Raw genomic sequence first — 20,936 nt, forward strand, 5'->3', positions numbered from 1 at the left:
GATGCACTCCGAGACCCACCTCGCGCTGCACCACATCCGCGACACCGAACTCCGCGCGCAGGCCGAGGCGCACCGTCTCGCCGCCTCCGTCGGACACACCCGGACCCTCCGGGTCCGTCTCGGCTGGACCTTCGTGGAGTTCGGCCTGCGGCTCGCCGCCGCCCCCAGGGCGGCAGCCACTGTGTCCTAGCCCCAGCGATTCACTTCGTGTGGCTGAGCTGGTCTGCCGGTGCCGGGATGCCAGGTTCCGTGCGAATCCGCCGGCTTCGAAGGGACGGTCAGCCCGTTTGTACGGGAGCGCCGGCGGACGCGACGGCAAGGTCGGACTCGATGCGGGCGGCGCAGGCGCGCAGCGCGGGGAGTACGGCGTCCAGGGTGTGCTCGGGCGGCTCCGGGCCGGCGTGCAGGGCGACGTTCACGGCTCCGACGGCCCGCCCGCTCCGGTCTCGGACCGGTACGGCCAGCGAGCGCAGTCCCGCCTCCAATTCCTGCTCGACGAGGGCGTATCCCTTTTCGGCGGCCCGGTCCAGTGCGGCGGCGAGCGCGTCGAGCGAGGTGAGCGTGTGCGGGGTCAGGGCCTGGGGGCGCAGGGTCTGGATCTGCTCCAGCCGGTCCGCCTCGGGCAGATCCGCGAGCAGGACCCGGCCCATGGAGGTGGCGTACGCGGGCAGCCGGGTGCCGGGCGTGATCCGGGCGCTGGTGATCTGTTCGGTGGCGGCCCGGGCCACATAGCGGACCTCGGCGCCGTCGAGGACCGCGAGCGAGGCCGATTCCCTTACCAGTCCGGCCAGTTCGGTCAGATGGAGCTGGGCGATGTCGGCGAGGGTGAGGGTGGACAATCGCGCGTATCCGAGCTCCAGGACGCGCGGCGACGGCAGGAAACGGCGGCCGCGCTGTTCCACGTAACCCAGTTGACTGAGCGTCAGGAGATTGCGGCGGGTGCTGGGATACGAGAGCCCGGAGGCCTCGGCGGCCTCCGCGAGCGTGAGGCCACCGTGCTGCCGGCCGAGCGCGGTCAGGGCGGCGAGGCCCCTGGCCAGTGCCTGCAGGAAGGACGGTCCCAGTTCGGGCTTGGCGTCGGCGTAAGCAGGGGCGGCGGGCGGCGCGGCGGCTGCCTTCGAGGTGCCGTACAACTCGTCCGCGATGTGCAGAGCCTCCTCCTCCATCGTGGCCAGCGCGTGCTCGCGCAGTTCGTCGCCGCTGTGGCGGCTGGTGTGCGCCAGCACGCTGATCGCACAGACGGGCCGGCCGTCGGGGTCGCGTACCGGGACCGCCAGTGCGACCAGGCCCGGGGCGACCAGTTGGTCGTCCAGCGCCCAGCCGTCCGCGTCGGCCGCCGCGGTCCAGGCGGCGAAGTCCGCCTCCGTCCGGTCGGGGGGCGCGGCGGCGCGGCGCGCGGGAACGGCCGGGAAGTTCTCGTCCAGCGGGTCGGCGGCACGGCGGGCCCGCCACGCGTCGTACGTGTCGGGCTGCCATCCGGTGGCGAGTACGGCACCGGCCGCGCAGCGCTCGGAGGGCAGTAGGTCGCCGACGCGGAAGCCCAGGGGGATCATCCGGCCGGGCGGGACGGCCTTGCCGACGATGCGTGCGTCGCAGCCGTCGAGGACGATCGCCGGGACCGCGCTGGCCGGGCTGGTGTGGGGCGGGGCCGTGCGCCAGGTCGGACACGGAGCCGTGCACCCCGCACCCGGGACCGGTGCGGTCGAACTGTTCCTCATCGAGGGAGCCGCGCTCGCCGCGGTCTTCGTCACGGTTGCGCTGGTGATGACCAGACCCGCTCTGGGGGCGCTGATCCCGGCGGTCATCGGCGTCGGCGTGGGCGTGGTCATCGCGACCCTGGGCACCGTGACCGGCGCGAGCATCAACCCGGCGCGCGCCCTCGGTCCGGCCCTGCTCTCCGGTACGTACGAGCACTTCTGGAACTACATGATCGCGCCGCTGGCCGCCCCGGCCCTGGTCGGCCTCGCCCACCGCGCCCTGCGCGGCCGCCGGGCCGCCGCCCCCTCACCCGCCGAGGCCTGAGCCCTCACGTCCCCCTGTACAGGAGCACTCGTGTCCATCTCCCGAGGACTGATCATCAACGGCCAGGAGGTCCCCGCCTCCTCCGGCCGCACCGCATCCGACATCAATCCCTGGACCGGCGCCGTCTGCGCAGAGGTCGCCGCAGGCACCCCGGACGACGTCCGCCGTGCCGTGGACGCCGCCGACGCCGCGTTCGAGACGTGGGCCGCGACCAAGCCGGCCGAACGCCGCCGGATCTTCCTGCGCGCCGCACAGCTGATGGCCGAGCGCACCGAGGAGGTCGTACGACTGATGGCGACGGAGGTCGGCGGCGTCGCGGCCTGGGCGGGCTTCAACGCCCACCTGGCCGCCGACATCCTGCTGGAGGCGGCGGCCGAGGTCAGCCGCCCGACCGGGCAGACCCTCGCGACCAACGCCGACGGCGTCCACTCCGCGCAGGTGCGGGTGCCCAAGGGGGTGATCGCCGCGATCTCTCCGTGGAACGCGCCGGTCATCCTCGGCGTCCGCGCGGTCGCCGTGCCGATCGCGATGGGCAACACGGTGGTGATGAAGCCCAGCGAGGACGCGCCGATCGCCTGCGGTCTGCTGATCTCGGACGTCCTGCACGAGGCGGGGCTGCCCGCGGGCGTGCTCAACGTCGTCACCAACGACCGCGCCGACGCCGCCGAGGTGGTCTCCGCACTGATCGCCGACCCCCGGGTGCGTATGGTCAACTTCACCGGTTCCACGGAGGTCGGCCGTGCCATCGGCGTCCAGGCCGCCCGGCACCTCAAGCCCGCCGTGCTCGAACTCGGTGGCAAGAACGCCCTGTTGGTGCTGGAGGACGCGGATGTCGACTACGCGGTGGACGCCGCGGTCTTCGGCTCCTTCATGAACGCGGGGCAGATCTGCATGTGTGTGGACCGGGTCGTCGTCCACCGTGCGGTCGCCGACGAGTTCACGGCCAAGTTCGCCGCCCGCGTCCAGGCACTGCCGTACGGCGATCCGAGCGACCCGGGCACAGCGGTCGGTCCGGTCGTGAGCGCGGTCGCGGCACGCCGGATCTCGGCGCTCGTCGCGGACGCGGTCGCCCAGGGCGCCGAACTGGCCGCAGGCACCGGTGAGATCGAGGAGCCGGGCACGTTGATCCGCCCGGTCGTCCTCACCGGGGTCACCCAGGAGATGAAGGTCTACTACGACGAGATCTTCGGTCCGGCGACCGTGGTCCATGTGGTCGACAGCGTCGAGGAGGCCGTCGCGCTCGCCAACGACACTCCGTACGGGCTGACCGCGGGCGTCATCACCGAGAACCTGGCGAAGGGGCTGGAGGTCGCCGGCCGTCTGCGTACGGGCATCGTGCACGTCAACGACCAGTCCATCGCGGACGAACCGCAGGCCCCCTTCGGCGGCGTGAAGAGCTCCGGCTACGGCCGCTTCGGCGGGCAGGCGGGCGCCGAGGCCTTCACCGACACGCGCTGGGTCACCGCGCAGGCCGTGGGACACGCGCGCTTCCCGATCTGACGGATCGGTGTCCGGGCGGCCGGCAGCGGACTCGCCGGCCGTCCGGGCGACGGGCGTGTTCGTCCGGGGTTCACCCCCGGGCCGGGCGCCCCTCGGTGACGGTGCCTATGGACTCCGTCCAGGCCGCCGCCCGGACCACCAGCACGGGCCCGTCGGCCACTTTGCTGTCCCGGACGGGGACGACACCGGGGACGCCGTCGGCGACCAGGACGCAGGACTCTGCCCCGTCGCCGCCGCTGTGGCTGCTCTTGCGCCAGCGAGCGTTGCTCAGGTCGTACTCGCGCATCGTCTGAAGTCCTCCGCCGCCGACTCGACCAAGGCGAGGGACGCCTCCGGCGACAACGCGGCGACCCTGAGCAGATCGTATGCGCGCTGCGCCCGCTTCACCACGGCCGGGTCATCGACCAATGTTCCCGAAAACGATGTCTCTGTATAGGCGATGGGCGGCGCGTCGTCGAAGTCCATGAGCGCCAGCATCCCGCCCATGGAGGGGTGGGCTCCTTCCGAGTACGGCAGCACCGCCACCACCACGTGACGCTCACGCATCAGCAGCGCGATGTGCTCCAACTGTTCAGCCATGGCCTCCCGGCTGCCTACGGGCATGCGCAGCGTGTTCTCGTGCAGAACGACCCAATACTCGGGGCGTGTTGCGTCCCTGAGGATGCTCGCCCGTTCCAAGCGAGCGGTGACCTTTTCCGCAACGTACTCATTGGTGACAAACGGGTTGGCTGCCGCGGTTACCGATTGGGCGTATGCCGCCGTCTGGAGGAGGCCCGGCACCAGTGTGGGTGCGAACTCGCAGATCTTTGTCGCCGGCCTCTCCAGCTCCACGACCTCTACGAAGTAATCCGCATACCGGCGATCGTCGATCAGCTTCCTGTGCAGCCGCTCGAAAATACCGTCGGTTTGCAGGGTCTCGTCGATCCGCTGGGCCACGTCCAGTTGGGGTTTTCGAATAGCCTGTTCGAATTAGCCGATGTAGTTGCCGGAGACGAACACCCGTGCGCCCGGCTCCACCTGCGCGAACCCTGATTCCTCCCGGCGTCGCTTCAGTTCCGCGCCGAAGAACGCCCATGCCGCTTGGCGTGAACCGTTGGCCATTGCTGGCCCCTTTCTCAAGCTCTTTTCACAGCCCGTTATTTGTAGGCTGCAACCCCCTTCCGAGTGTAGGTTCCGGCGGGCACCTCAAGGACTGGAAGCGTGAATGCCGAAAAGAAGGGAATCAGGGTGAAGGCGCAACACTCGGCGCTCTGCGTCGAAGAAGCGGAGGAAGTGGTGAAAGAGTTGCGGGCGTTACTCGCGAAGACCGGAATTACCCTGCCGTCACTGGGGCTGGACCCGGTGAGTCTTGCGCGGGAGGCGCCCTGTCCGCTCGTCGACCTGGGGCGGTGCTCCGTGGACACCGCACGGCGCATCGCGGCCGCGATGGCCGCGGCGGCGCGATGAGACCGCCGGTCGGCGTGTACGTCGTGGACACCCGGACCGAGCGGATCGGCATCGTGATGGGGCACGAGGGGCCCTACGTCCAGCTGAGACCGTACGGCGGCGGCCGGGAGTGGGACGCCGAGCCGCTCGCCCTGCGCCGGGCGACCCCCGCCGAACGGCTGCGCGCGGCGACCGCGTACGCCAACGCGCGCAGCCGGGGGGAACTGGCCTGACGCAGGAACGCAGGGACGCGGGGTCTGGTGCGGACCGGGCCCCGTCGACTTCCGGGCGATGAAACAAATGAAACGTGATGAAAACGGTTTCAGGACTTCCGAGTTGGTTCGATGCTTTGTCGGGCACCTCGCTGACCTGCGCTGTTTCCCGTTCCTGTGAAAGTGTTAGAAGTTTCTACGACGCATGTGTTGACCCGGGCCTACAAAGGATTTCAGACTCCCTCCACGCAGATCGGAGGGTCACGTGCCAACAACGATCCGGGATGTGGCGAAGGCAGCGGGGGTCTCGCCGGCCACCGTGTCCCGCGCGCTGGGCATGTCGGAGCTGGTCGCTCCGGCGACGCGGGAGCGGGTGCGCGCCGTGGCCGCCCGCCTGGGCTACGCGCCCAACCGGGCCGCACGCGGCCTGATCACCGGCCGTACGGGCAACGTGGGACTGGTCGTGCCCGACCTGCTCAACCCGATCTTCCCCAGCGTGATCAAGGCGGTCCAGGCGCGAGGCCGCGAGACGGACTACGCGGTGTTCATCGCCGACACCGACGAGAACGCCGCGGCCGAACGGGACCTGGTCCGCGCGCTGGCCAAACAGGTCGACGGTGTCATCCTGTGCGCGCCCCGGACCGACGACGAGCAGTTGTCGCGACTGGCCGGTGAGACCGAGCTGGTCACGGTGTTCCGCCGGGTGGCGGGGACACCCGCGGTCACCGTGGACAACGCCGACGGCATGCGGCAGAGCGTCGAGCATCTGGCGGCGCTCGGGCATCGCCGGCTCGCCTGGGTCGGTGGTCCGCCCGCGTCGTGGTCGAACCGTCGGCGCACGGCGGGCCTGCGGGCCGCGACGGCGCGGCTGGGGCTGGAGCTGGCGGAGGTGGGGCAGTTCCCTCCGTACTACGACGGCGGTGTGGCGGCGGCCGACCTGGTGGTCGCCTCCGGCGCCACCGCCGTGGTCGCGTACAACGACACCATGGCCCTGGGCCTGTTGGCGCGGCTGCACGCCCGGGGCGTCCGCATTCCGGGGGAGTTGAGCGTCGTCGGCATCGACGGCATCCCGATGGCGGGCATGGCCCACCCCGCCCTGACCACGGTCCAGGTCCCGGCGCGGGAGGTCGGCCGGGCCGCGGTCGACCTGCTGCTCGACCGTCTGCGGGACCCGGAGCAGCCGGCGGCCCACCGCCGTGAGCTGCCCGTGCACCTCGTCGTGCGCGACTCCACCGGCAGCCCGACCGGGAAGGAGTAGACGGGCCCCACCACCGCCGACCGCGTACGGGCAGCCGCCGCGGTCGTGACCGGCACTCGTCACCCCATGACAAGGAGTTCAGCAATGCGTTCGTCTCCGCATGCCGGAAATGCCGGAATCGCCCGGAGGGTGGGGCTGGCTCTGGCGGCCGTCCTCCCGCTGGCGCTCGTCCCGCACGGCCCGGCGACCGCCGCCGGAGCCGCCGCGCAGGGCGGGAAGGCGCCCTCCGTCGAGAGCAGGGTCAAGGACGTCCTCACCCGGGGCGGTGACCGGTTCCGCGACCTCAACGACAACGGCCGCGTGGACCCGTACGAGAACTGGCGCCTGCCGGCGAAGAGCCGCGCACAGGACCTCGTCGGGCGGATGACCACGGAGGAGAAGGCGGGGATGATGCTCATCTCCACCTTCAGCGACACCACGAGCCGCACCGTGCTCGGTGAGGACCACCTGCGCTACTTCATCGTGCGCGACGACCCTGAGCCGAGGGACCTCGCGCAGCGCAACAACGAGTTCCAGGAACTGGGTGAGGCGTCGCGGCTCGGCATACCGGTCGTGATGACCTCCAACCCCCGCAACCATGTGAATCCCAGCCGCACCATCGGCCACGCGGAGGCCGGTGGGCAACTATCCACCTGGCCGGGAGAGTTGGGGTTGGCCGCCACCCGTGACCCCCGACTCGTCCGGGAGTTCGCGCAGATCGCCGCCAGGGAATGGCGCGCCGTCGGCATCCAGAAGGGCTACATGTACATGGCCGACCTCGCCACCGAGCCGCGCTGGACGCGGACCGACGGCACGTTCGGCGAGAACCCGCAGCTTGCGGCGGACATGATCAGCGCGGTGGTGAAGGGCTTCCAGGGCGGGAAGCTCGGTCCGCACAGTGTCGCGCAGACCACCAAGCACGCTCCCGGCGGCGGTCCCCGGGTCGAGGGCAAGGACCCGCACCACGCGTGGGGCCAGACCAACGAGTACCCGACCGCGGGCAGCCTGGCGAAGTACCACCTGCCGCCCGTGCAGGCCGCGATCGACGCCGGCACCACGTCGATCATGCCGTACTACGCCCGCCCGGAGAACGACGGCAGCGCGCCCCAGCTGCCGAAGAAGCTCTGGTACACCGAGGACCAGCAGTTCGAGGAGGTCGGCTTCGCCTTCAACAGGCCGATCCTGCAGGACCTGGTGCGCGAGGAGATGGGCTTCGACGGCTACATCAACTCCGACACCGGCATCATCGGCGACCGGGCCTGGGGCGTCGAGCACCTCTCCGAGGCCGAGCAGTACGCCAAGGCGGTCCACGCCGGTACGAACCTGTTCTCCGGCGGCACCGACGTGGCCCCGCTGCTCGAAGCGATCGAGAAACGCCTGGTGACGAAGAAGCAGATCGACCGGTCGGTGACCCGTCTGCTCACCGAGATGTTCGACCTCGGCCTGTTCGAGAACCCCTACACCGACCCGGACCGCGCGCAGCGCATCGCCGACGACCCCGCCTCGCAGGCCAGGGCGGACGAGGCGCACCGCAAGTCCGTGGTGCTGCTGCGCAACGACGACGCGGGAGGCGACCGGAAGGTGCTCCCGATCACCGACGACCGGGTCGGCGGCGTCAAACTCTACGTGGAGGTCTTCCAGGAGCGCGACGCCGACACGCAGACGGCGGCGCTGCGCAAGCTGATCCGCGAGTACGACCCGGCCGTCACCCTGGTCGACGACCCGGCGGACGCGACCCACGCCTACCTCCACGTGGCGCCGAGCCTGGCCTGGAGCGAGGACGACACGGAGGACGACGGGCCGTCCATCGAGCTGACGAAGGACTCCGACACCGGCATCGACTCCGAGCGCATCCTGGCCCTCCAGGAGCAGATCGGGACCGTCGTCCTCAACGTCGACATGGTCAATCCCTGGCTGATCCACGAGATCGAGCCGGGAGCCGACGCGGTCCTGGCCACCTTCCACACCTCGCACGAGGCCGCCCTGGACGTGATCCGGGGACGGTTCGACCCCTCCGGCAAGCTGCCGTTCGGCATCCCGGCGGACAAGGCGGCGGTGGAGCGCAACGCCTCGGACGTGCCCAGCTACGACGAGGGGTACGACTACGCGTACGAGAACGCGGCGGGCGACACCTACGCCTACGGCTTCGGCCTGAGCCACGAGTGACCGCCTGACCGTCCGGCGGGCCCGTCCGGCACGGTCCGCCGGACGGGCCCTGACCGCGTGACGGGGGAGCGTCGGGCGTACGCGAGAATGGGGGCATGAGTCTGTTCCGCGACGACGGCATCGTGCTGCGCACCCAGAAGCTGGGTGAAGCGGACCGGATCATCACGCTGCTCACCCGCGGTCACGGACGCGTACGCGCCGTCGCGAGGGGCGTGCGCCGGACGAAGTCCAAGTTCGGCGCCCGCCTCGAACCGTTCTCGCACGTGGACGTGCAGTTCTTCGCCAAGGGCAGCGAGCTGATCGGGCGCGGCCTCCCGCTGTGCACCCAGAGCGAGACCATCGCGCCGTACGGCGGCCCGATCGTCACCGACTACGCCCGCTACACCGCCGGAACGGCCATGCTCGAGACCGCCGAGCGGTTCACCGACAACGAGGGCGAGCCGGCCGTGCAGCAGTACCTGCTGCTCGTGGGCGCCCTCAGGACCCTCGCCCGCGGCGAGCACGCACCGCATCTCGTCCTCGACGCGTTCCTGCTGCGCTCCCTCGCCGTCAACGGCTACGCCCCGAGCTTCGGGGACTGCGCGAGGTGCGGGATGCCCGGACCGAACCGGTTCTTCTCGGTCGGGTCCGGAGGTTCCGTCTGCGCCGACTGCCGGGTGCCCGGCAGCGTCGTACCCTCGCCGGAGGCCCTGGAACTGCTCGGCGCGCTGCTGACGGGGGACTGGGAGACCGCGGACGCGTGCGAGGAGCGGCACGTCCGGGAGGGGAGCGGGCTGGTCTCCGCCTACCTGCACTGGCATCTCGAGCGCGGGCTGCGCTCACTCCGGTACGTCGAGAAGTAAATACGTCGAGAAGTAACCAGAAACCAGCTAGAGGGAGACGAGGAAGCACATGGCCGTACGCGGGTTCCTGGGGCGTCAGCGCCGGGAGTACAAGACGCCGGAACCGCACCCCTCCGGCGCGCGGCCCCCGAAGTTCCCCGGTGAGCTGGTCCCCAAGCACGTGGCGATCGTCATGGACGGCAACGGCCGCTGGGCCAAGGAACGGGGCCTGCCGCGCACCGAGGGGCACAAGGTCGGCGCCGAGCGGGTGCTGGACGTGCTCCAGGGCGGGATAGAGATGGGCGTGGGCGCCATCTCGCTGTACGCCTTCTCCACCGAGAACTGGAAGCGCTCGCCGGACGAGGTGCGCTTCCTGATGAACTTCAACCGGGACTTCATCCGCAAGTCCCGCGACGAGCTGGACGCACTCGGGATCCGGGTGCGCTGGGTGGGCCGGATGCCCAAGCTGTGGAAGTCGGTGGCCAAGGAGCTCCAGATCGCCCAGGAGCAGACCAAGGACAACGACCGGCTCACGCTCTACTTCTGCATGAACTACGGCGGCCGCGCCGAGATCGCCGACGCGGCGCAGGCCATGGCCGAGGACGTGAAGGCGGGGCGCCTCGACCCGGCCAAGATCACCGAGAAGACCCTGCAGAACTACCTGTACTACCCGGACATGCCGGACGTGGACCTGTTCCTGCGGCCGAGCGGTGAGCAGCGTACGTCCAACTACCTGCTGTGGCAGAGCGCCTACGCCGAGATGGTCTTCCAGGACGTCCTGTGGCCGGACTTCGACCGGCGGGACCTGTGGCGGGCGTGCCTGGAGTTCGCCTCCCGCGACCGGCGCTTCGGCGGCGCGATCCCGAACGAGGAGCTGCTGGCCATGGAGGGCAAGCAGCCTGACAGCTGACGCCGGGCCGCGGGACGTTAGGGTTCCGCCCATGGTTCACCAGGGGCGGGACATCATGCAGGACAGCGACGCCGTCGAGTCGGCCTTCCGGCCGACACGCACCGACATCCTCCGGGCCATCCAGGTCCGCGACCGCATTCGCCGGCTGGCGCCGGTGCGGTGGACGTTCGCCGTGCTGTTCGCCGGGTTCGCCGCGTTCACCGCGTTCGGAGGTGCGGACGCCGCGCCGTTGGCCGCCCTCTCCCTGCTGACCGCAGTCCTGATCTGGGGCGCCCCCCGCATCCAGGCCAACCATGTGTTCCGGGCCATCTCGTGGCAGGGCGAGTACCGCACCACGGTGACCGACGCCGGGATCACGGTCGAGACCGAGCACACCACGTTGGTGCAGCGCTGGTCGCTGTTCCGCGGCTACCGCGAGACCCGCGACCATCTGGTACTGCTCAGCCGCGACCCGAACATCCTGGTGCTGGAGGTGCTGCCCATGCGCAGTCTGCGCGGCGAAGAGGACGCACAGCGCCTGCGGGTCCTGCTCGACCGTAACCTCTCCCGCGTATGACGGCCGCCCGCGCCGCCCGCGGGTGCGCGGCGGCCGCCGTCTTCGCCTTCGCGGGGTTCGCCGTGCTCTTGGGCTTCGGCAGCACGGTGGAAATGGAGTCGTTCCCCGGGTTGCGGGAGAACCTGGCGCCGGTTGCCGTGTACCTGCTGGTGTTCGCGGCGCTGCTCGCCGCAGGCGGACTGGCACTGGCCGGGCGACGGTCGTACGCGGGGTGGGGCGCCGTCGTCGTCCTCGGTGTTCTCATGGCGGTGCGGATCTGGACGCTCGCGCCGATGCTGCACTGCTGGTCCCACGACAGCGTGGGGCGGAACGACGACGGCTCCTACCACTGCGTGAATCGCGGCGACATGCTGCCCTGAGCTGCCGCCGCCGCGGTCTCAGTCGTCGCGGTCGGCCGCCGCGCACTCCGCGCAGGTGCCGAAGATCTCCACCGTGTGGGCCACGTTGACGTAGCCGTGTTCGGCGGCGACGGCCTCCGCCCAGGTCTCCACGACCGGGCCCTCGACCTCGACCGCCTTGCCGCAGGTGCGGCAGACCAGGTGGTGGTGGTGCTCGCCGGTGGAGCAACGGCGGTAGACGGACTCACCCTCGGCGGTCCGCAGCACGTCGACCTCGCCGGCCTCGGCGAGGGACTGCAGGGTGCGGTACACCGTGGTGAGCCCCACCGAGTCGCCCTTGTGCTTGAGCATGTCGTGCAGTTCCTGCGCACTGCGGAACTCGTCGACATCCTGGAGCGCAGCCGCCACAGCGGCCCGCTGCCTGGTGGCGCGGCCCTTCACGGGCGGTCCAGCGGTGGTCACCGGTTTCCTCCTCACGTCCGACTCTGCCGCGGCCATTGTGCCAGTCCGGGGAAGATCCGGGCCGGGAGCAGTCAGGCGTCGGCCTTGCCGGTGGCGCCCCGGCCGGCCGGGACCGCGCATTCCGCGGGGTCCGGGGCGGGCCGTGCGGCGGCCAGGGGCCGGGCGCGGCGACGGGCCAGCGGGGTGGCCAGCGCGGTCAGCACGATGAACGCGGCGATCGTCAGCAGCACGATCGTCGCGCCGGGCGGCACGTCCTGGTAGTACGAGGTGACCGTGCCGCCGATGGTCACCGTCACGCCGATGGCGACGGCGATGGCGAAGGTGGCGGCGAAGCTGCGGCTGAGCGCCTGGGCGGCGGCGACGGGCACCACCATCAGCGCGCTCACCAGCAGCAGGCCGACCACGCGCATCGCGACGGTGACGGTGACCGCCGCCGTGACGGCGGTGAGCAGGTTCAGGAACCGCACCGGCAGGCCCGTGACCCGCGCGAACTCCTCGTCCTGGCTGACCGCGAACAACTGGCGGCGCAGACCGAGGGTGACCAGCACGACGAAGGCGGCCAGCAGGCAGATGGCCGTGACGTCGGACTCGGAGACCGTCGACAGGGAGCCGAAGAGGTACGAGGTGAGCTTCGCGTTGGACCCGGTCGGGGCAAGGTTGATGAACATGACACCGCCCGCCATGCCTCCGTAGAAGAGCATGGCGAGGGCGATGTCGCCGCGGGTCCTGCCGTACCAGCGGATCAGCTCCATGAGGACGGCGCCGAGGACGGAGACCAGGGCCGCCATCCACACCGGCGACCAGGAGAGCAGGAAGCCGAGGCCGACGCCGGTCATCGCGACGTGTCCGATGCCGTCGCCCATGAGGGCCTGGCGGCGCTGTACGAGGTAGATGCCGACCGCGGGGGCGGTGATGCCGATCAGGACGGCTGCCAGCAGCGACCGCTGCATGAAGGCGTAGTTCAGGATTTCCATGGATCAGCTCAGCAGTCCGGTGCGGATCGGTTCGACGCCCGCGGGTGCGTGCGGGTGTACGTGGTCGTGGCCGGGCAGGGCGTGCTGGCCGACCGCCTTCGGGGGCGGGCCGTCGTGCACGACGCAGCCGTCGCGCAGCACGACCGCCCGGTCGATCAGGGGCTCCAGCGGACCCAGCTCGTGCAGGACGAGCAGGACGGTGGCGCCCTTCGCGACCTGCTCGCGCAGTGTCTTCGCGAGCACTTCCTGGCTGGCCAGGTCGACGCCCGCCATCGGTTCGTCCAGGATCAGCAGCTCGGGTTCGGCGGCGAGCGCGCGGGCGATCAGGACCCGCTGGTGCTGGCCGCCGGAGAGGGCGTCCACCGAGTCCTTCGCCCGGTCCGCCATGCCGACCAGGTCCAGGGCGCGGTGCACGGCCTCGCGGTCGGCCTTGCGGAACACGCCGAAGCGGGTGCGGGAGAGCCGGCCGGAGGAGACGACCTCGGTCAGCGTGGCGGGCACGCCGCTCGCGGCCGTGGTGCGCTGCGGTACGTACCCCACGCGCGCCCAGTCGCGGAACCGGCGCTGCGGGGTGCCGAACAGCTCGACCTCGCCGGCGCCGACCGGCACCTGGCCGATGACGCTGCGCACGGCCGTCGACTTGCCGGAGCCGTTGGCGCCGAGCAGGGCGACCACCTCACCGCGGTGCACGGTGAGGTCGATGCCGCGCAGGACGGGGCGCGAGCCGAGCTCGGCGTGGACACCGCGCAGGGATATGACGGGCTCGGTGCTCATGCTGCCGTCCTCATGCTGCGGTCCCTCCGGTGGGTTCGAGTCGGTCACTTGGCGCCCAGCGCCGTCTGCAGGGACCGCAGGTTGGACTCCATGACCTGGAAGTAGTCGTCGCCGCGGGACTTGTCGGTGATGCCCTCGAGCGGGTCGAGGACGTCCGTTTTGAGTCCGGCGTCGCGGGCGACGGTCTTCGCGGTCCGGTCGCTGATCAGCGTCTCGTAGAAGACGGTGGTCACCCCGTCGGCCCTGGCGGTCTCGGTGAGCTGCTTCACGCGCGCCGCGCTGGGCTCGGACTCGGGGTCGAGGCCGTTGATGGCCTCCTCGGTCAGGCCGTAGCGCGCGGCGAGGTGGCCGAAGGCGGCGTGGGTGGTGACGAAGACGTCGGTCTTCCGGTGCTCGAGGCCGGCCTCGAACTCGGCGTCGAGGTCGTTCAGTTTGCCGACCAGGGCCTCGGTGTTCTTCTTGTAGTCGGCGGCGTGGTCGGGATCGGCCTTCTGGAAGGCCTTGCCGACGCCCTCGGCGATCTCGGCGTACTTGACCGGGTCGAGCCAGACGTGGGGGTCCTGGCCGTCGTGGCTGTGGCTGTGCCCGTCGTCATGCCCGTGGTCGTCGTCATGCCCGTGCTCGTCGCCGTGGCCGCCGGCGTCGTGGTCGAGGGAGGTCAGCGTGGCCGCGTCGATCTTCGTCCGCACGCCGGACTGGCCGATGGCCTCGTCGACGGTGGGCTGCAGGCCCTTGAGGTAGAGCGCCGCGTCGGTCTCCTCGAGCTGCGCGGCCTGCTTGGCGCTGATCTCCAGGTCGTGCGGCTCCTGGCCGGGCTGGGTCAGACTGGTGACGTTCACATGGTCGCCGCCGATCTGCTCGGCGAGGAACGCCATGGGGTAGAACGAGGCGACGACGTCGAACCTGTCGGTGTTGCCCACGGCCGCGCTGCTGCCGGAGGAGCAGGCGGACAGGGTGCCGAGGGCGGCTGCGGTGACCGCGGTCGCCGCAGCCGCGGGTATGAGGCGTCGTCGTACGTTCATGACACCCATTTTCAACAAAAATGGAAACCGTTGTCAACAAGGTGGGCGGAGGCCTGTGGCAGGCCCCTAATTGGTCCAGGGGCAGGGCCCGCCGGTAGCCTGGGAACTTCGCTGGAAGCAATCTCGCTTCGTCGCCCGACGTCGTAATGAAGAGAGCACTGTGGCCGCCGACAAGATCGACACCATCGTCAGCCTGAGCAAGCGCCGAGGTTTCGTATTCCCCTGCAGTGAGATCTACGGCGGCCAGCGTGCCGCCTGGGACTACGGGCCGCTGGGTGTCGAGCTCAAGGAGAACCTCAAGCGCCAGTGGTGGCGCTACATGGTGACTTCGCGTGAGGACGTGGTCGGCATCGACTCGTCGGTGATCCTGGCCCCCGAGGTGTGGGTCGCCTCCGGTCACGTCGCCACCTTCACGGACCCGCTCACCGAGTGCACCGCCTGTCACAAGCGGTTCCGCGCGGACCACCTGGAAGAGGCGTACGAGGAGAAGAAGGGCCGCGCCCCCGAGAACGGCCTCGCCGACGTCAACTGCCCGAACTGCGGCAACAAGGGCCAGTTCACCGAGCCCAAGCAGTTCTCGGGTCTGCTCTCCACCCACCTCGGCCCGACCCAGGACTCCGGCTCCGTCGCCTACCTGCGCCCCGAGACCGCCCAGGGCATCTTCACCAACTTCGCCCAGGTGCAGACCGCTTCGCGCCGCAAGCCGCCGTTCGGCATCGCCCAGATCGGCAAGTCCTTCCGCAACGAGATCACGCCCGGCAACTTCATCTTCCGCACCCGCGAGTTCGAGCAGATGGAGATGGAGTTCTTCGTCAAGCCGGGCGAGGACGAGCAGTGGCAGGAATACTGGATGGAGCAGCGCTGGAACTGGTACACCGGTCTCGGCATGCGCGAGGAGAACATGCGGTGGTACGACCACCCGCAGGAGAAGCTCTCCCACTACTCCAAGCGCACAGCTGACATCGAGTACCGCTTCCAGTTCGGCGGCAGCGAGTGGGGCGAGCTGGAGGGTGTCGCCAACCGCACCGACTACGACCTCGGCGCCCACTCCAAGGCCTCCGGTCAGGACCTCTCCTACTTCGACCAGGAGGCCGGCGAGCGCTGGACGCCGTACGTCATCGAGCCGGCGGCCGGTCTCGGCCGGGCGATGCTCGCCTTCCTCCTCGACGCCTACGTCGAGGACGAGGCGCCCAACGCCAAGGGCAAGCTGGAGAAGCGCACGGTGCTGCGCCTCGACCCGCGCCTGGCCCCGGTCAAGGTCGCGGTGCTCCCGCTCTCCCGCAACGCGGAGCTGTCGCCGAAGGCCAAGGGCCTCGCCCAGGCGCTGCGGCAGCACTGGAACATCGAGTTCGACGACGCCGGTGCCATCGGCCGCCGCTACCGCCGCCAGGACGAGATCGGCACGCCGTTCTGCGTCACGGTCGACTTCGACACCCTGGACGACAACGCGGTGACGGTGCGCGAGCGCGACACCATGAAGCAGGAGCGGATCTCCCTCGACCAGATCGAGGGCTACCTGGCGAGCCGCCTGATCGGCTGCTGACGTCGTAGCACCTCGACTCCGTCGAACCGCCCCGGGCAGCGCTTCCCGCGCCGCCCGGGGCGGTTCACGTTCCGTGGGGTCCACCGTCGCCCGGTGGGCCCGGGCCGGATGTTCCTCCGCCTTGAGCCAGGGCAGGAACCGGGCGCGGCTACGCGTCCACGCCGGCCGCCTCGCGGATCTCCGCCGACTCCAGCCGCTCCGCCGTCCGCCGCGCGGTCGCACGGGCCCAGCGGCCGGAGGTCGCCGCGCCCACCACCAGCACCGCTAGCCCGCACACGGTGAGGATCCACCAGCCGGGCCGCGCCGCCGACACGAAGCTGTCCGCGTACGACGAGGAGCCCACCCCCGCCGCCAGCACCGCGCCCACCACCGCGACCCCGAGCGCCTGGCCCAGCTGCCGGCTGGTGGAGGCCACCGCCGAGGCCACCCCGGCCTGGGCGCGAGGCATGCCGGAGACGGCGGTGTTGGTGATGGGGGCGTTGACGAAGCCGAAGCCGACGCCGAACAGGACGTACCCGGTGAACAGCGTGACGTCGGACGTCTCGGCCTCGAAGAGGGCGAAGAGCAGCCCGCTCACCGTCAGCGCGCCGCCCGCGATCAGCAGCGGCAGCCGGGGGCCCCGGCTGCCGACCAGACGGCCGGAGAGCGGGGCGCACAGGAAGGTCGGGACGGCCATGGGGAGCATCCACAGGCCGGCGTCCAGGGCGCTCAGGCCCCGTACGTTCTGCAGGTAGAGCGTCGAGAGGAACAGGAACCCGCCGAGCGCGGCGAACGCGCTCACCGCGATCACGGTGGCCCCGCTGAACGGTGCCGAGCGGAAGAACCGCAGGTCGATCAGGGGTTCGTGGCGGCGGGACTCGTAGATCAGCAGGGCGATCAGGGCCACCAGTGCGAGGAGGGCGAAGGGAGCGGTGGTGGAGGGCGCCGCGTGCGGCGCCTCGATGATCGCGTACGTCAGGGAGCCGAACAGGACGATGACCAGCAGCTGGCCCACCGGGTCGGCGCGGCGGGCCTCGGGGGCGCGGGACTCCGGGACGAAGCGCAGGGTGAGGGCGAGGGCGGCGAGGCCGACCGGCAGGTTGATCCAGAAGATGGAGCGCCAGCCGACGGAGTCCACCAGCAGGCCCCCGACCAGGGGGCCCGCCGCCATCGAGATGCCGACCACCGCGCCCCACGCGCCGATCGCGCGGGCGCGTTCGCGCGGGTCGGTGAAGGTGTTGGTGATGATCGACATGGCGACCGGGTTGAGCATCGAACCGCCCACCGCCTGCACCATGCGGAAGGCGACCAGCGAGTCCAGGTTCGGGGCGAGCGAGCACAGCACCGAGCCGAGGGTGAAGACGACCAGCCCCGCCATGAAGACCCGTTTGCGGCCGATCCGGTCGGCCGTGGAGCCCGCGAGCATCAGCAGCGAGGCGAGGACGAGGGTGTACGCGTCGATGGTCCACTGGAGGCCCGCGGTGCTCGCGTGCAGGTCCCTCTGGAGGGACGGCAGGGCGACGTTCAGCACCGTGTTGTCCAGGCTCACGATGAGCAGGCTCATGCAGCAGATCGCGAGCACGAGGAGGCGTCGGCGCGGGCTGAGCTCGGGCATGGGTTCCATCGTACGCGCGGTTCGATAGTGCGGTTAACTAATGACTGCTGCACATGTGTCGTGCCGGGCAGCTCTCCGGATGCGGGACAATGGGGGAATGCCCACGCCCACGCCCACCCCGGCCCAGCCCCCGTCGAACCGGCCGGACCACTCGAACCTGACGGTCGGTCCGTACGCGGTCCGACCGCCCGTCGTGCTGGCTCCCATGGCCGGGATCACCAACGCGCCCTTCCGCACCCTGTGCCGGGAGTTCAGCGGCGGCAAGGGGCTGTTCGTCAGCGAGATGATCACCACCCGGGCGCTGGTCGAACGCAACGAGAAGACCATGCAGCTGATCAGGTTCGACGCGAGCGAGACGCCGCGTTCGATCCAGCTGTACGGCGTCGACCCGGCGACCGTCGGCAAGGCCGTCCGCATGATCGCGGAGGAGGACCTCGCCGACCACATCGACCTCAACTTCGGCTGCCCGGTGCCGAAGGTGACCCGCAAGGGCGGCGGCTCGGCCCTGCCCTACAAGCGGAACCTGCTGCGGTCCATCCTGCGCGAGGCGGTGAGCGGCGCCGGGGACCTGCCGGTCACGATGAAGATGCGCAAGGGCATCGACGACGACCACCTGACCTACCTGGACGCCGGCCGCATCGCCGTCGAGGAGGGCGTGAGCGCCGTCGCCCTGCACGGCCGCACCGCCGCCCAGCACTACGGCGGCACCGCCGACTGGGACGCCATCGCCCGGCTGAAGGAGCACGTGCCGGAGATCCCCGTGCTCGGCAACGGCGACATCTGGTCCGCCGACGACGCGCTGCGGATGGTGCGCGAGACGGGCTGCGACGGCGTCGTGGTGGGGCGCGGCTGCCTGGGCCGGCCGTGGCTGTTCGCCGACCTGGTCGCGGCCTTCGAGGGCCGGGACGACTTCCGCAGGCCCACGCTGCGCGTGGTCGCCGACGTCATGGTCCGGCACGCGACCCTGCTCGGGGAGTGGATCGGGGACGAGTCGCGCGGGGTGATCGACTTCCGCAAGCACGTCGCCTGGTACCTGAAGGGCTTCGCGGTCGGCTCGGAGATGCGCAAGCGGCTCGCGATCACCTCCTCGCTCCAAGAGCTGCGTTCCGGGCTGGACGAGCTGGACCTGGACCAGCCCTGGCCGACCGGCGCGGACGGCCCCCGCGGCCGTACGTCCGGCAACAACCGGGTGGCGCTGCCGGACGGCTGGCTGAAGGACCCGTACGAGTGCGCGGGCGTCGGCGAGGACGCCGAACTCGACACGTCCGGCGGCTGATCGGCGCCGCTCGACGACGGGTTCGGGAGCGGTACGGCTCTGCTCCCCGCGGAACAGAGCCGTACGACGGCGCCGTACAGGTGTGTCCGGACCGCTCAGGCGGTCGGCTGCGCCGGGGCCGCGTCCTCCTCGGGACGCTCGGGATGGCGGCGCAGGTGGACGATGGCGCCCACCAGACCGCCCCAGACGATCACGATGGCCACGACCAGCATGATGATCGCACTCGTCGACATCAGTTCTTCCCCCCTTCCGGCGCGTCGGAGCCGGTGCTTGCGCCCGCCTCCACGGCAGGGACCGGATCGACCTTCGCGCCGGCCCCCGTGCCCGCCTCGGAGTCCGCCTCCTCGGCGGCTTCGGAGTCGGCGGAGCGCCAGGGCACCAGACTGAGGACCACGCCGACGAGCAGCGCCGCCGCGGCGACGCCCCAGCCCGCCCAGAGCAGGAACTCCGTCGAGTAGCCCTCGTAGTTCTCGGCGAACTCCGCCCGCAGGCTGTCGACCATCATCCAGCCGAGCACCAGCGGGGTGACGACGCCGAGGCAGATCAGCCACCAGCGGCCGAGCCGCATCGTGGAGATGTCGTTGGCGTGCTTCTGGAGGGCGGGCAGCCGGCGCAGCAGCCAGCCCACGACGACGAGCACGACCAGCGCGGCGAGGGTGATGCCGTACTGGTTGATGAAGTGGTCCGCCGCGTCCAGCAGGTAGATGCCGCTGTCGGTCGGGAAGACGAGGATCGACACCAGGGCGATGGCCCCGCCGACGCCCAGGACCGCCGGGACCCGGCGCATACCGGTGCGGTCCTGCACGGCGGCGATGACGACCTGGACGATGCTGATCAGCGAGGTGAGGCCGGCCAGCACCAGCGAGGCGAAGAACAGCACGCCGAACAGCGCGCCCATCGGCATCTGGGAGATGACCGTCGGGAACGCCACGAACGCCAGGCCGATGCCGGAACTCGCGACCTCGTTGACCCCGACGCCCTGGGCCGCGGCCATGAAGCCGAGGGTGGCGAACACACCGATGCCCGCGAGGATCTCGAAGGCGCTGTTGGCGAAGCCGGCGACCATCGCGGAGCCGGTGATGTCCGAGCGCTTCCGCAGGTACGAGGCGTACGTGATCATGATGCCGAAGCCGATGGACAGCGAGAAGAAGATCTGCCCGTACGCGGCGACCCACACGCTGCCGTCGCCGAGCGCCGACCAGTCCGGCCGGAACAGGCCGTCCAGTCCCTTGCCGGCGCCGTCGAGCGTGAGCGCGCGGCCGACCAGGACGACGAAGAAGAGCACCAGCAGCGGGATGAAGAACTTGTTGGCCTTCTCGATCCCGTTGCGGATGCCGAGCGCCAGGATGACGAGGACGACCACCCAGACCGCGATGAGCGGCCAGAGCACACCGTCGACGTAGGAGGACATGACGCCGGGTTGCTCGGCGGCCTGGAGGAAGTCGCCGAAGAAGAAGGCGTTGGCGTCGTTGCCCCACTGCTCGCCGAAGGAGTAACCGATGTAGCGCACCGCCCAGGCGAGGATGACGGCGTAGTAGGCGGCGACCACGAAACAGATCGCGACCTGCCACCAGCCGATCATCTCCGCGGGTCTGGACAGCTTGCGGAAGGCCGCCGGGGGTGACTTCCGGTATTTGTGGCCGATCGAGTACTCGAGGACGAGCAACGGGATACCGGCGGTCAGCAGTGCGACGAGATACGGCAGGAGGAAGGCCCCGCCGCCGTTCTCGTAGGCAACGGCGGGGAAGCGCCAGATGTTGCCGAGGCCGATCGCCGATCCGATCGCGGCGAACAGGAAGCCTGCGCGGCTTCCCCACTGCTCACGGGAAGGACTGGACATGATCACGGTTCCTTGGTCATTTTTTTGCGTAGCGCGGCACGCTAGCAACAGGAACGCCTGGTGAACAGAGGTCTCCGGACAACGGTCACACTCCTTGCCGCCGGGCCCGGCACGCGGTGTCGTCCGAGGTCACGTGCGGGTCGCGCGGCTGACCGGACCGGTGGTGCCGTTGCCCTGCCGACCAGGGTCCTAGTGCAGGGTTCCTCTTTCGGGGCGTAGGTTGGTGGGGATGCTGGTTTGAGTTGGTGGAGGCGAGCCGCATGC

At 70.6% G+C, this 20,936-nt stretch carries 22 protein-coding genes and 1 pseudogene; 13 read left to right on the plus strand and 10 right to left on the minus strand.

All coding sequences use genetic code 11. The features are described 5' to 3' along the window. The first annotated feature begins 1 nt into the window (after position 1). Positions 2-190 (plus strand): hypothetical protein, encoded by a 189-nt coding sequence (locus JL475_RS26340; RefSeq protein ID WP_202280424.1) that lies wholly within the window; start codon positions 2-4, stop codon positions 188-190. Between the two features lie 88 nt (positions 191-278). On the opposite strand, the gene JL475_RS26345 is transcribed toward JL475_RS26340, so the two are convergent. Then, complete coding sequence (locus JL475_RS26345; protein WP_202280425.1) at positions 279-1,553, minus strand: IclR family transcriptional regulator C-terminal domain-containing protein; 1,275 nt, start codon at positions 1,551-1,553, stop codon at positions 279-281. 28 nt (positions 1,554-1,581) lie between these two features. Here JL475_RS26345 and JL475_RS26350 point away from each other — a divergent pair, with 28 nt between their 5' ends. Further along, the gene (locus JL475_RS26350) at positions 1,582-2,022 is read left to right on the plus strand and encodes an aquaporin (RefSeq protein ID WP_202280426.1); all 441 of its coding nucleotides are present in this window, start codon (positions 1,582-1,584) and stop codon (positions 2,020-2,022) included. Between the two features lie 30 nt (positions 2,023-2,052). Continuing rightward, positions 2,053-3,522: an aldehyde dehydrogenase family protein gene (locus JL475_RS26355; RefSeq protein ID WP_202280427.1), complete on the plus strand. Its 1,470-nt coding sequence runs from the start codon at positions 2,053-2,055 to the stop codon at positions 3,520-3,522. Between the two features lie 70 nt (positions 3,523-3,592). Here JL475_RS26355 and JL475_RS26360 read toward each other — a convergent pair whose 3' ends face one another. Further along, on the minus strand, positions 3,593-3,808 hold the full coding sequence (locus JL475_RS26360; RefSeq protein ID WP_202280428.1) for a DUF397 domain-containing protein: 216 nt from the start codon (positions 3,806-3,808) through the stop codon (positions 3,593-3,595). Beyond that, positions 3,790-4,623: pseudogene (locus JL475_RS26365) on the minus strand (helix-turn-helix transcriptional regulator). The gene JL475_RS26360 and the pseudogene JL475_RS26365 overlap by 19 nt, the downstream one beginning before the upstream one ends. Before the next feature lie 126 nt (positions 4,624-4,749). Here JL475_RS26365 and JL475_RS26370 point away from each other — a divergent pair. The 8 genes from JL475_RS26370 to JL475_RS26405 all read left to right on the plus strand — a co-directional run bounded on the left by JL475_RS26370 (position 4,750) and on the right by JL475_RS26405 (position 11,208). Beyond that, positions 4,750-4,968: a hypothetical protein gene (locus JL475_RS26370; protein ID WP_109378993.1), complete on the plus strand. Its 219-nt coding sequence runs from the start codon at positions 4,750-4,752 to the stop codon at positions 4,966-4,968. Next, a complete protein-coding gene (locus JL475_RS26375; protein WP_202280429.1) occupies positions 4,965-5,180 on the plus strand; it encodes a hypothetical protein in 216 nt (71 codons plus the stop codon). Before JL475_RS26370 ends, JL475_RS26375 begins: the two co-directional genes overlap by 4 nt. Positions 5,181-5,445: 265 nt before the next feature. Further along, positions 5,446-6,417: a LacI family DNA-binding transcriptional regulator gene (locus JL475_RS26380; protein WP_307825167.1), complete on the plus strand. Its 972-nt coding sequence runs from the start codon at positions 5,446-5,448 to the stop codon at positions 6,415-6,417. Positions 6,418-6,501: 84 nt separating this feature from the next. Beyond that, on the plus strand, positions 6,502-8,562 hold the full coding sequence (locus JL475_RS26385) for a glycoside hydrolase family 3 N-terminal domain-containing protein (RefSeq protein ID WP_202280431.1): 2,061 nt from the start codon (positions 6,502-6,504) through the stop codon (positions 8,560-8,562). A gap of 95 nt (positions 8,563-8,657) precedes the next feature. Continuing rightward, positions 8,658-9,404, plus strand: coding sequence for a DNA repair protein RecO (gene recO, locus JL475_RS26390; RefSeq protein ID WP_202280432.1), 747 nt, complete (start codon positions 8,658-8,660; stop codon positions 9,402-9,404). Between the two features lie 49 nt (positions 9,405-9,453). Beyond that, complete coding sequence (locus JL475_RS26395) at positions 9,454-10,293, plus strand: isoprenyl transferase (protein WP_202280433.1); 840 nt, start codon at positions 9,454-9,456, stop codon at positions 10,291-10,293. A 31-nt stretch (positions 10,294-10,324) separates the two neighbouring features. Then, positions 10,325-10,849 carry a YcxB family protein gene (locus tag JL475_RS26400; protein ID WP_202280434.1) on the plus strand — a complete coding sequence of 175 codons (525 nt, stop codon included), beginning with the start codon at positions 10,325-10,327 and terminating at the stop codon, positions 10,847-10,849. Then, positions 10,846-11,208: a hypothetical protein gene (locus tag JL475_RS26405; protein ID WP_202280435.1), complete on the plus strand. Its 363-nt coding sequence runs from the start codon at positions 10,846-10,848 to the stop codon at positions 11,206-11,208. The genes JL475_RS26400 and JL475_RS26405 overlap by 4 nt, the downstream gene beginning before the upstream one ends. An 18-nt stretch (positions 11,209-11,226) precedes the next feature. Here JL475_RS26405 and JL475_RS26410 read toward each other — a convergent pair whose 3' ends face one another. The 4 genes from JL475_RS26410 to JL475_RS26425 all read right to left on the minus strand — a co-directional run bounded on the left by JL475_RS26410 (position 11,227) and on the right by JL475_RS26425 (position 14,419). Continuing rightward, positions 11,227-11,649 carry a Fur family transcriptional regulator gene (locus JL475_RS26410; protein WP_202280436.1) on the minus strand — a complete coding sequence of 141 codons (423 nt, stop codon included), beginning with the start codon at positions 11,647-11,649 and terminating at the stop codon, positions 11,227-11,229. Between the two features lie 71 nt (positions 11,650-11,720). Further along, complete coding sequence (locus tag JL475_RS26415; protein WP_202280437.1) at positions 11,721-12,623, minus strand: metal ABC transporter permease; 903 nt, start codon at positions 12,621-12,623, stop codon at positions 11,721-11,723. A gap of 3 nt (positions 12,624-12,626) precedes the next feature. After that, the gene (locus tag JL475_RS26420) at positions 12,627-13,397 is read right to left on the minus strand and encodes a metal ABC transporter ATP-binding protein (protein WP_202280438.1); all 771 of its coding nucleotides are present in this window, start codon (positions 13,395-13,397) and stop codon (positions 12,627-12,629) included. Between the two features lie 44 nt (positions 13,398-13,441). Continuing rightward, positions 13,442-14,419, minus strand: coding sequence for a metal ABC transporter substrate-binding protein (locus JL475_RS26425; RefSeq protein WP_202280439.1), 978 nt, complete (start codon positions 14,417-14,419; stop codon positions 13,442-13,444). A gap of 160 nt (positions 14,420-14,579) precedes the next feature. Between JL475_RS26425 and JL475_RS26430 the strand changes: the two genes are divergently transcribed. Next, positions 14,580-15,962, plus strand: coding sequence for a glycine--tRNA ligase (locus tag JL475_RS26430; RefSeq protein WP_202280440.1), 1,383 nt, complete (start codon positions 14,580-14,582; stop codon positions 15,960-15,962). Positions 15,963-16,110: 148 nt separating this feature from the next. Here the strand turns inward: JL475_RS26430 and JL475_RS26435 are convergent, their stop codons facing one another. After that, entirely contained in the window at positions 16,111-17,556 is a 1,446-nt protein-coding gene (locus JL475_RS26435) for an MFS transporter (protein WP_202280441.1), read from the minus strand. 97 nt (positions 17,557-17,653) lie between these two features. Between JL475_RS26435 and dusB the strand changes: the two genes are divergently transcribed. Next, on the plus strand, positions 17,654-18,832 hold the full coding sequence (dusB, locus tag JL475_RS26440) for a tRNA dihydrouridine synthase DusB (RefSeq protein WP_272932974.1): 1,179 nt from the start codon (positions 17,654-17,656) through the stop codon (positions 18,830-18,832). A 95-nt stretch (positions 18,833-18,927) separates the two neighbouring features. On the opposite strand, the gene JL475_RS26445 is transcribed toward dusB, so the two are convergent. Both JL475_RS26445 and JL475_RS26450 read right to left on the minus strand, forming a co-directional pair. Beyond that, positions 18,928-19,065 (minus strand): methionine/alanine import family NSS transporter small subunit, encoded by a 138-nt coding sequence (locus tag JL475_RS26445; RefSeq protein ID WP_109378792.1) that lies wholly within the window; start codon positions 19,063-19,065, stop codon positions 18,928-18,930. Further along, positions 19,065-20,672, minus strand: a complete 1,608-nt coding sequence (locus JL475_RS26450) for a sodium-dependent transporter (RefSeq protein WP_202280442.1) — start codon at positions 20,670-20,672, stop codon at positions 19,065-19,067. The genes JL475_RS26445 and JL475_RS26450 overlap by 1 nt, the downstream gene beginning before the upstream one ends. Between the last annotated feature and the right edge of the window lie 264 nt (positions 20,673-20,936).

The organism is Streptomyces sp. M2CJ-2 (assembly GCF_016757295.1).
Lineage (GTDB): Bacteria > Actinomycetota > Actinomycetes > Streptomycetales > Streptomycetaceae > Streptomyces.

Excerpts from the sequence above, each read along its gene's own strand:
- JL475_RS26405 (WP_202280435.1), top strand. The coding sequence starts at position 10,846 with ATGACGGCCGCCCGCGCCGCCCGCGGGTGCGCGGCGGCCGCCGTCTTC.
- JL475_RS26375 (WP_202280429.1), top strand. The coding sequence starts at position 4,965 with ATGAGACCGCCGGTCGGCGTGTACGTCGTGGACACCCGGACCGAGCGG.
- JL475_RS26425 (WP_202280439.1), bottom strand. The coding sequence starts at position 14,419 with ATGAACGTACGACGACGCCTCATACCCGCGGCTGCGGCGACCGCGGTC.
- JL475_RS26360 (WP_202280428.1), bottom strand. The coding sequence starts at position 3,808 with ATGCGCGAGTACGACCTGAGCAACGCTCGCTGGCGCAAGAGCAGCCAC.
- JL475_RS26345 (WP_202280425.1), bottom strand. The coding sequence starts at position 1,553 with ATGATCCCCCTGGGCTTCCGCGTCGGCGACCTACTGCCCTCCGAGCGC.
- JL475_RS26445 (WP_109378792.1), bottom strand. The coding sequence starts at position 19,065 with ATGTCGACGAGTGCGATCATCATGCTGGTCGTGGCCATCGTGATCGTC.
- JL475_RS26435 (WP_202280441.1), bottom strand. The coding sequence starts at position 17,556 with ATGCCCGAGCTCAGCCCGCGCCGACGCCTCCTCGTGCTCGCGATCTGC.
- JL475_RS26415 (WP_202280437.1), bottom strand. The coding sequence starts at position 12,623 with ATGGAAATCCTGAACTACGCCTTCATGCAGCGGTCGCTGCTGGCAGCC.
- JL475_RS26420 (WP_202280438.1), bottom strand. The coding sequence starts at position 13,397 with ATGAGCACCGAGCCCGTCATATCCCTGCGCGGTGTCCACGCCGAGCTC.
- dusB (WP_272932974.1), top strand. The coding sequence starts at position 17,654 with ATGCCCACGCCCACGCCCACCCCGGCCCAGCCCCCGTCGAACCGGCCG.
- recO (WP_202280432.1), top strand. The coding sequence starts at position 8,658 with ATGAGTCTGTTCCGCGACGACGGCATCGTGCTGCGCACCCAGAAGCTG.
- JL475_RS26450 (WP_202280442.1), bottom strand. The coding sequence starts at position 20,672 with ATGTCCAGTCCTTCCCGTGAGCAGTGGGGAAGCCGCGCAGGCTTCCTG.
- JL475_RS26385 (WP_202280431.1), top strand. The coding sequence starts at position 6,502 with ATGCGTTCGTCTCCGCATGCCGGAAATGCCGGAATCGCCCGGAGGGTG.
- JL475_RS26350 (WP_202280426.1), top strand. The coding sequence starts at position 1,582 with ATGCGTGCGTCGCAGCCGTCGAGGACGATCGCCGGGACCGCGCTGGCC.
- JL475_RS26400 (WP_202280434.1), top strand. The coding sequence starts at position 10,325 with ATGGTTCACCAGGGGCGGGACATCATGCAGGACAGCGACGCCGTCGAG.
- JL475_RS26395 (WP_202280433.1), top strand. The coding sequence starts at position 9,454 with ATGGCCGTACGCGGGTTCCTGGGGCGTCAGCGCCGGGAGTACAAGACG.
- JL475_RS26340 (WP_202280424.1), top strand. The coding sequence starts at position 2 with ATGCACTCCGAGACCCACCTCGCGCTGCACCACATCCGCGACACCGAA.